This window comes from Methyloceanibacter sp. (assembly GCF_050728395.1).
GTDB lineage: Bacteria > Pseudomonadota > Alphaproteobacteria > Rhizobiales > Methyloligellaceae > Methyloceanibacter.
Genome location: NZ_JBOHJB010000105.1, coordinates 1 through 8,263 on the forward strand (window position 1 = coordinate 1; position 8,263 = coordinate 8,263).

Genomic DNA, 8,263 nt, shown 5'->3' on the forward strand with positions numbered 1-8,263 from the left:
AGGCGGCGGCTGGGAGACCTTCAAGCAGGAGGAAGCGAACGATTTGCCGGTGTGGCTGAAGGCGGCGGGCTACACTACGGCGCTCATCGGCAAATATGAGAACGGCTATGGCGCCGGCAAGCTGCCGCGCCTTGCGAGCGCCGCCTATTGGTCGAATGCCCTCAATGGCTGGTTCGGACTAGGCACCCCGGACAAGCAACACTGGGTGCCTCAAGGCTGGGATCTTTGGTACGCCTTCACCAAGGTCCGCTACTACGACTACACGATCAACGAGAATGGCAAGCTTCTCGACTTCGGTCACGCTCCAGCCGACTATTCGACCGACGTGCTGAAGGATCGGGCCGCACGCTTCATCAAGGATCAAGCGGGCTCGGCCGCACCCTTCTTCATGCTGATCGCGACCAAGGCTCCCCACGGGCAAGGCGAGGAAGGGCAAAAGGAACCGGCAATAGCCTCGCCTGCCTATGCCAACGCTTTCGCCGATGCCAAGCTTCCCAAAACGCCCGCCTACGATGAGGAGGATGTCAGCGACAAGCCGCCGTTGGTGGCGAGGTCGCCGCGCCTGAACGACGCCGCAAAGGCTCAGATCGAGGAGAGCTATCGCGCCGAGCTGCAGTCGCTGCGGTCGGTCGATGATCTTCTGGGCAGCGTCGAGGACGCGCTCAAAACCGCCGGCAAGCTCGACAACACCGTGATCATCTACACGTCCGACAATGGATACGTGTATGGCGATCACCGCCTGTTCGGCAAGAACTCGGTCTACGAGCCGTCGATCAGGGTGCCTCTGGTGGTCAAGGGGCCCGGCATCCCTCCCAACGAGACCCGCGGTCAGCTCGTCAACAATCTCGACGTGGCCGCCACCATCCAGGAGGTTGCGGCCCTAAAGCCCGGCATCGCTCCCGACGGCCGCTCCTTGCTGCCCATTCTCCATGATGCCAAAGCGCCTTGGCGGAGTGCCATCCTGGTGGAGGGTGGCAATGGCGTGAGCAAGTCCGACAAACGCTACGCGGCGGTGCGCACGGCGACACGGATATACGTGCGTCACGAAGACGGCTTTGAAGAGCTGTACGACCTCATGGCCGATCCCAACGAGCTCGACAACAAGGTCAAGGATCCGGGCTATGCCGGCGATGCGGCGATGCTGCGGGGCCTCCACGACAGGCTAAAATCCTGCGCCGGTGCCGGCTGCTGGGTTCCTTAAGCCTGCATTCCGGGCAAGCACGCCGCGGCACAAGACTGTTGGTGTTCCGCGCAGTCGAGGATACATAGAGCAGCATGTCGGAACCCATCCTCAAAGAGCGCGTGCTCGACGCGCTGAAGCACGTCAAAGGGCCGAACCTCAGCGACGACATCGTCTCGCTCGGGCTCGTCTCCGAAGTCGTTATTCGCGGCGGCAAGGTCTATTTCGCCATTTCCGTCGATCCTGCCCGGGCCTCGGAGCTCGAGGCGTTGCGGCAGGCCGCCGAGCAGGCGGTGAAGGATGTGCCGGGAGTGGAGGCCGTCGCCGTCACCCTCACCGCCGACCTCAAGGCTGGGTCGCCTCAGCCTGGCGGCAACGGCGCTGATGCCAGGAGAGCGCCTCCTCCGGGATCGCCTGTCGCCCGCGGCGCGGCGCAGGCTGCCCGCCACCGCACCGGCGCCATCCCCGGCGTCGGCAACATCATCGCCGTCGCCTCTGGCAAGGGCGGCGTAGGCAAATCGACCACGGCGGTGAATATTGCGCTTGGCCTGCAAGCAAGCGGCCTCAAGGTCGGCGTGCTCGATGCCGACATTTACGGTCCGTCCATGCCGCGGCTCCTCGGCATCAAGGGAAGGCCGCAGCAGCTCGACGGTGACAAGCTTGTGCCGATGCAGGCCTATGGGCTCAAGGTCATGTCCATGGGTTTCCTCGTCGATGAGGAGACGCCGATGATCTGGCGCGGACCCATGGTCATGTCGGCGCTCTCGCAGATGCTGAAGGACGTGGCCTGGGGCGAGCTCGATGTGCTCGTCGTCGACATGCCTCCAGGCACCGGCGACGCGCAGCTCACCATGGCGCAACAGGTGCCGCTTGCCGGCGCCATCATCGTCTCCACCCCGCAGGACCTTGCCCTGATCGACGCGCGCAAAGGGTTGAACATGTTCCGCAAGGTGAATGTGCCGGTGCTCGGTATCGTCGAGAATATGAGCACCTTCATCTGTCCTCATTGCGGAGCGCCGACCGACATCTTCGCCCATGGCGGCGCTCAGTCGGAAGCGAAGCGGCTCGGCGTCCCCTTCCTCGGCGAGGTGCCGCTGACGGTTGCCATTCGCGAGACCTCGGATGCCGGCAAGCCGGTGGTGGCGAGCGATCCCACGTCGCCCGCAGCCGAGGCCTATCGCGCCATTGCAAACGCCGCGTGGTCAGAGCTTGAACGTCACAAGGGCGAAGCGCGCGCCGCGCCCCGCATTGTGATGGAAGGCTAAACTGTTGGCGTGAGGCGCCGACTCAGTTAAGCGAGGGTGTTGGGGCGAAAGTGCGGCGGCGCCCCTGAAGCTGCGCCCCTTGACTGACAGACGCTCGATTACTCTCCCACTCTGCGTGCTTGGCGCCGGAGCCGTGCACGGACTCTGTGTTGCGGCCATGCTCCCGATGCTGATTACCTTGCCGGGGCCTGGCAGCAACGCGCCGCCGGCCATCGAGGTTGAGGTGCTTCGGTCCGCGCCGCGCGCCGCGGTGAAACCGGAGTCCGACCCGGCGACGACCTCGGCGCTTCCCATGGTGAAAGAGACGCCTGCGCCTGAGCCCGCGCCGAGCGAACCCACGCCGAGCGAGCCCGCTCCATCGGCGCCCGATATCGAGGCCGCTCCCGAACCGGTCAGACCAGATGGCGCGCCTGCCCCCTCCGTTGCCGAGCCAAGCCCTGTCGAGGCTGCCCCCGCAGAGGCTCCGGATCGAACGGTGGAACCCGCCAAACCGGAAGCAAGCCCGATCGAAGCCGTGCCGGACGCTACGCCGCAGCAGGTTTCGCCCGAGGCATCCGCACCAACCGAGGTCAAGGCGCTGCCGCCTGAACCTGAAGCGGTGGCGACGCCGTCGCCTCAGCCAGTGGAAGCGAAGAGCCTCGGCGACGACAGCCACGCCGACACCGAGGCACCGGACGCACCTGCCGCTTCGCCCGTCGACGAGATGCCGAGCGCCCAGCCTGAGGTCGTTCGCGCCGAGCCCGCGCCACCTGAAGCGAAGAGCCCAGGGGAGAGCCCCGCCACGGCCGAACGGCCGAGCGCCCCGGAGGTTGCCCGCATTGAGCCTAAGGCCGAAACACCGGCACCGGCCTCACCGGCAACGGTCGCCCGTCCCGCCAAGGAGCCGGAGCCGCGCGCCTTGCCGAAAGTCAAAGCTCTCTCCAAGGCCGAGCCTGCGGCCACGAAGAAGCGGCCGATCGCGACGGCCAAACGGGCAAGTCCGCAGACCCGCCGCGTGGTGAGAACGAGGCCGCAAACGCCGGCGAACCAGGGCATCCTGTCGCTGTTCGATAACGCCTTCCGCTCGCCTGCCAACGCCTCCCGTCCGCCCGCAGGCAACGCGACGAAGGTCGCACCGGCACGAACCACCACGCAATCTACCACCCAGCGGTGAAGACCCGATCAGCGGAGCGTCAAGCTGCGCTTGGTCTCGGCTTCAGCTGCGTCACCTTTGCCCCTTTGTCCGTGGCGTCCGGGGCCCCTGGCTGGCCGTAGAGAAATCCTTGCGCCTGCGGGCAGCCGAAATCGCGCAGCATGGCCGCCTGCTCTTCCGACTCGACACCTTCCGCGGTCACGGTCACGCCGAGGGACTTGCCAAGCGCAATGATGGTCTTGACGATCGCCTGCATCGCCGGGACACGCGGCATGTTGCGCACGAACTCCCGGTCGATCTTGATCTTGTCGAAAGCGAAACGCGCGAGATAGCTGAAGCTCGAATAACCGGTGCCGAAATCGTCCATGACGATCTTGACCCCGAGCTGGCGCAGACGGTTGAGCTTGCCGAACACCTCTTCGGTATCGTTGATGAGCAGGCTCTCGGTGATCTCAAGCTCTAGCCGCTCGGGCGGAAGCCCCGTCTCGCGCAAGACATGGGCGACGGTCTCGGCCACATCGGCGCCGCGAAATTGCGCCGGCGAAAGATTGACCGCCACCGTCAAAGGCTTGCTCCAGGTGACGGCATCGCTGCAAGCGCGGCGCAGCACCCATTCGCCGAGCGGCACGATCAAGCCGGTTTCCTCCGCCACCGAGATGAAGTGGGTCGGCGCCACTTTGCCATGCACCGGATGATGCCAGCGCACCAGCGCTTCGACTCCGGTCTGCTCGCCGGTGACGAGATTGAATTGCGATTGATAGACGACCTCGAATTCCTCGCGGCGGAGAGCGAGCCGCAGGTCGTGCGCGACGGTGCGTCTCCGCTGCAGGGCCTTGTCCATGCTTTCCTCGAAGAAGCGCATGCGCTGACCGCCCTCGGCCTTGGCGCGGGCAAGGGCAATGTCGGCGTGCCGCAGCAGTTCCGGCGCGGTGTCGCCGTCATTCGGGGCGAGCGCAATACCGGCGCTCATGGTGCACATGAACTCCTTGTCGGCAATGCGAACGGGAAGGCGCAGCGCCTCGGCCAGGCGCTCCATGAAGGCCACGACCTCGCCGAGATTGTCGATATCGACCACGGCCACGGCAAATTCGTCGCTCGAACGCCGCGCCACGAAGTCGCCGGTGCGCAGCGCCGACCTGACCCGGTTGCCGACCTCGCGCAACACGGCGTCGCCGGTGGCAAGGTCAACCGCATCGTTGATCTCATGGAACTTGTCCACGTCGAGGCACAGCACGGCGATATGCGTCCGGTTGCGCTGCATGGTCGCCATCGCGTTGCTCAAAAGGTCGTCGAACGCCTTGCGGTTGGACAGTCCGGTGAGGGGGTCATGCGTTTCGAAATAACGCAGCCGTTCCTCGGCCTCGCGCCGTTGGCGGTTGCGCGTCCAGGCAAGCGCGATCGGCGTGGCGACCCCGGCGCCGAGCAGCAGCATGGTCACGGCAGTGATCAGGCCGAAATAGCGGGAGAGCGCATTCGCCTGCTCGCTCTGGTCGAGATAGACGAGCAGCGTCCCGTTAGGCTGGCCGCTCATGTGAGCTGGAATGGCGAGCACCGCGAAATGCGACACGGCGGCGTTCGAGCGGTTGTGAAGCGTCACGGTGGGTTCTGTACTTGGGAGCCCGCGAGGAGCGCCGTCCACGTTCGGATCGAATGTCAGTTCAGCGTGGCCGCTCGCGAAGCTGAGGTTACCGGCGTGGTCGTAGAGCTCGTAGCGAAGCACGCGGTGCTCATATCCGAGCTTGTCGAAGATGCGGCTCAAATGCGGTGCGAGAGCCGGCCGTGCGAATGCATCGATCAGGGTGCCGCGTTCCCCGTTCAACTCGGCGCCGATGCGCGTGGCCGCCGTCGAGGCCTCGAGCTCGAGCTCCATCTTGCCGATCTCGCTCGGTGCCACGAAGGCGGCCAACACGGTCAGCGCGCAAAGCAGCACCAATGCCGCCAACAGCCAATTTCTTTTAAGCGACGCCAAGGCGGACATTAAGCGGCCGGTTCCGTCAGTGTACGTGCAAGGAAACTAGGCGTCGGCGGTTAAGAACGGCGTAAGCGGCGTACTTAACAAACCCATGAACAAGGGCTGCCCGGCTCAGCGATGTCGGGGAAAAGAGCGGGGATGCGCGTTAACCTTTGGGCGGGCGCCGAAGGTCTAGCCGCCCGTCGTCGACATGGTGCGGGAGAGCGCCGGCTTGCCGCCTCTTTCGATGACGAAGTCATGGCCCTTGGGCTTGGCCGCGATCGCCGCATCGATAGCCGCGTTGAGCAGATGGTCGGATTCGCTTGCTCTGAGCGGCGCCCTGAGATCGGCGGCGTCCTCCTGGCCGAGGCACATATAAAGTGTCCCGGTGCAGGTCACCCGCACGCGATTGCACGCCTCACAGAAATTATGGGTAAGCGGCGTGATGAAACCGAGCCTGCCCCCGGTCTCGCCCACCTGCACGTAGCGAGCGGGACCGCCGGAGCGATACGGGCTCTCCTCGAGGGTGAAGCGATCCTGAAGCCGCGCTCGCACGAGGCTAAGAGGCAGATATTGCTCGGTGCGGTCGGCACCGGTCTCGCCCATGGGCATGGTCTCGATCAGAGTGAGGTCGAAACCCCTTGCATGGGCAAAGCGCAACAGCGCCTCGATCTCGTCCTCGTTCACGCCGCGGAGCGCAACCGTGTTGATCTTGATCTTGATGCCGGCGCGGTCGGCCGCGTCAATGCCGGCCATCACTTGTGCGAAGTCGCCCCAGCGGGTGATCGTCTTGAACTTCGCCGGGTCGAGCGTGTCGAGGGAGACATTGATGCGGGCGATGCCGCAGTCGGCGAGGCATTCGGCGTAGCGGGCGAGCTGGCTGCCGTTGGTGGTCAACGTAAGCTCGTCGAGGCCTGCGCCGAGATGGCGCGACAGCGACTTGATCAGCCACATGAGATTCTTGCGCACCAGCGGCTCGCCCCCGGTGAGCCGGACCTTGCGCACGCCCTTGGCGATGAAGGCGGATGTCAGCCGGTCGATCTCCTCAAGCGTGAGCAGCTCCTTGCGCGGCAGAAAAGTCATGGCCTCGGCCATGCAATAGACGCAGCGGAAATCGCAGCGGTCGGTGACCGAGACGCGCAAATAGGTGATGCGCCTGCCGAACGGGTCGATCATCGGTTGCATCGTCTTCAGCATCGCTCAGGCCTCATCCTCGGCCGGCAGCTTGGCCTTGCGGTTATAGAGCCTGCCGCTCTTTACCACGCGCTTCCGGAAATGTGCATCCTGCAACGAGATGGCGAGGCGATCGCGGCGCTTGACCGTGCTTTTCCGCGGCATTTTCACCGTCTTCCGTTTCGTGGCTGGCCTCGTATCCGGCGTCACCGCGCTTGTCAATCAACCGTAAATATGGCGATTGATCCTTTACATAACAGGGCCGGCCGCTCAAGGAGACTGGACCATGGACGAGCACCGTTTCAACATGTCGATGCGGAAGTTCCTGAAAGAGGTCGGCGTCACCTCCCAGCAGGCGATCGAGCGGGTGGTGCGCGAGGAGGGCCTCGGCGGCAAGGGGGTGCTCAAGGTCCGGATGGTGCTGACCGCGGAAGGCACCGGCTTGCGCCACATGGTCGAAGGCGAGATAGACCTCGGTTAGGCGGCAAAGATGGCAAAGAGCGATCCCTGGCCGACGGAGCTCAAGGTCGACAAGGACCGGCGCCTGCTCACCGTCGCCTTCGACGACGGCGCGAGCTTTGCGCTCCCCGCCGAGCTCTTGCGCGTGATGAGCCCAAGCGCCGAGGTGCAGGGTCACAGCCCGGAGGAGCGCGTCACCGTGCCAGGCAAGAAGGCGGTGCGCATCCTGCGCCTCGAGCCGGTCGGCAACTATGCCGCGCGCATCGTGTTCGACGACGGTCACGACACCGGCCTCTACGCTTGGACCTATCTGCGCGAGCTTGGCGAGCACAAGGAGGAGCGCTTTCAGTCCTATCTCGCCGAGCTTGCCGCAAAGCGGCTGTCGCGCTGACCCTCTCCGCTACAGGTGGGTCTTCTCTTTGTCCTCCTCGCCCGTCCCGCGGTTCAGCCGGTACAACATCCCCTCGGGCCCGTCGGTCAGCACATAGAGGACGCCGCTCGGGTCGATGCGCACGTCGCGCAAGCGTCCCAGCCCGTGCTCGAGAAAGTGCTCTTCGCTCACCGTGCAGCCGTCGCCGAACGTCAGCCGGACCAGGGTTTCCGCGGCGAGGGTGCTGATCCAGACGATCCGGTTGGCAGGATCAGGCTCGAGCGCAAGCCCCGAGGGAGCGATGGAAACCGGCACCCAATAATGCACCGGCTGCTCCAGTCCCGGGCTGGCGGCAAGGCCGTTGCCTATTGGGCGTCCGGAATAATCGACACCGTAGCCGATAAGCGGCCAGCCATAGTTGCGGCCGTGGAGAACGAGATTGAGCTCGTCGCCGCCTTGCGGGCCATGCTCGTCGGACCATAGCTCGCCACGCGTTGCATCGTAGGCGAGCCCCTGCGGATTGCGATGGCCGTAGCTCCAAATCTCGGGCCGCGCGCCGACCCGCCATCTGAAGGGATTGCTCTCAGGGATCGAGCCGTCGGTGCGAATGCGGATGATCTTCCCATCGTCATTGGAAAGGTCCTGTGCCGGATCGCCGCTCCACCGGTCGCCAAGGGAGAGGAAGAGGTAGCCGTCAGGGGTCACGGCAAGCCGCCCGCCAATCTGCTCCGGC

At 65.0% G+C, this 8,263-nt stretch carries 9 protein-coding genes; 5 read left to right on the plus strand and 4 right to left on the minus strand.

The window, feature by feature from the left end; all coding sequences use genetic code 11:
• The 3 genes from ACREC7_RS14285 to ACREC7_RS14295 form a co-directional block, all read left to right on the plus strand.
• Window positions 1-1,201, plus strand: a 1,201-nt coding sequence (locus tag ACREC7_RS14285) for a sulfatase family protein (protein ID WP_431556360.1), incomplete at its 5' end; no start/stop codon positions are given.
• 74 nt (window positions 1,202-1,275) lie between these two features.
• Window positions 1,276-2,445, plus strand: coding sequence for an iron-sulfur cluster carrier protein ApbC (gene apbC, locus ACREC7_RS14290; protein ID WP_431556361.1), 1,170 nt, complete (start codon window positions 1,276-1,278; stop codon window positions 2,443-2,445).
• 79 nt (window positions 2,446-2,524) lie between these two features.
• Window positions 2,525-3,598 (plus strand): hypothetical protein, encoded by a 1,074-nt coding sequence (locus ACREC7_RS14295; RefSeq protein ID WP_431556362.1) that lies wholly within the window; start codon window positions 2,525-2,527, stop codon window positions 3,596-3,598.
• Between the two features lie 19 nt (window positions 3,599-3,617).
• On the opposite strand, the gene ACREC7_RS14300 is transcribed toward ACREC7_RS14295, so the two are convergent.
• From ACREC7_RS14300 to ACREC7_RS14310, 3 genes are all read right to left on the minus strand, one after another.
• Complete coding sequence (locus ACREC7_RS14300; protein ID WP_431556363.1) at window positions 3,618-5,519, minus strand: putative bifunctional diguanylate cyclase/phosphodiesterase; 1,902 nt, start codon at window positions 5,517-5,519, stop codon at window positions 3,618-3,620.
• 201 nt (window positions 5,520-5,720) lie between these two features.
• A complete protein-coding gene (gene moaA, locus ACREC7_RS14305; RefSeq protein WP_431556364.1) occupies window positions 5,721-6,725 on the minus strand; it encodes a GTP 3',8-cyclase MoaA in 1,005 nt (334 codons plus the stop codon).
• A gap of 3 nt (window positions 6,726-6,728) precedes the next feature.
• Window positions 6,729-6,866, minus strand: a complete 138-nt coding sequence (locus tag ACREC7_RS14310; RefSeq protein ID WP_431556365.1) for a hypothetical protein — start codon at window positions 6,864-6,866, stop codon at window positions 6,729-6,731.
• 121 nt (window positions 6,867-6,987) lie between these two features.
• Between ACREC7_RS14310 and ACREC7_RS14315 the strand changes: the two genes are divergently transcribed.
• Both ACREC7_RS14315 and ACREC7_RS14320 read left to right on the plus strand, forming a co-directional pair.
• Window positions 6,988-7,182, plus strand: coding sequence for a DUF6494 family protein (locus ACREC7_RS14315; RefSeq protein WP_431556366.1), 195 nt, complete (start codon window positions 6,988-6,990; stop codon window positions 7,180-7,182).
• Between the two features lie 9 nt (window positions 7,183-7,191).
• Window positions 7,192-7,551: a gamma-butyrobetaine hydroxylase-like domain-containing protein gene (locus tag ACREC7_RS14320; protein ID WP_431556367.1), complete on the plus strand. Its 360-nt coding sequence runs from the start codon at window positions 7,192-7,194 to the stop codon at window positions 7,549-7,551.
• A gap of 9 nt (window positions 7,552-7,560) precedes the next feature.
• On the opposite strand, the gene ACREC7_RS14325 is transcribed toward ACREC7_RS14320, so the two are convergent.
• A partial coding sequence (locus tag ACREC7_RS14325; protein WP_431556368.1) for a PQQ-dependent sugar dehydrogenase occupies window positions 7,561-8,263 on the minus strand: 703 nt, incomplete at its 5' end.

Coding starts and splice junctions, on each gene's coding strand:
- apbC (WP_431556361.1), top strand. CDS start 1,276: ATGTCGGAACCCATCCTCAAAGAGCGCGTGCTCGACGCGCTGAAGCAC.
- moaA (WP_431556364.1), bottom strand. CDS start 6,725: ATGCTGAAGACGATGCAACCGATGATCGACCCGTTCGGCAGGCGCATC.
- ACREC7_RS14310 (WP_431556365.1), bottom strand. CDS start 6,866: ATGCCGCGGAAAAGCACGGTCAAGCGCCGCGATCGCCTCGCCATCTCG.
- ACREC7_RS14315 (WP_431556366.1), top strand. CDS start 6,988: ATGGACGAGCACCGTTTCAACATGTCGATGCGGAAGTTCCTGAAAGAG.
- ACREC7_RS14320 (WP_431556367.1), top strand. CDS start 7,192: ATGGCAAAGAGCGATCCCTGGCCGACGGAGCTCAAGGTCGACAAGGAC.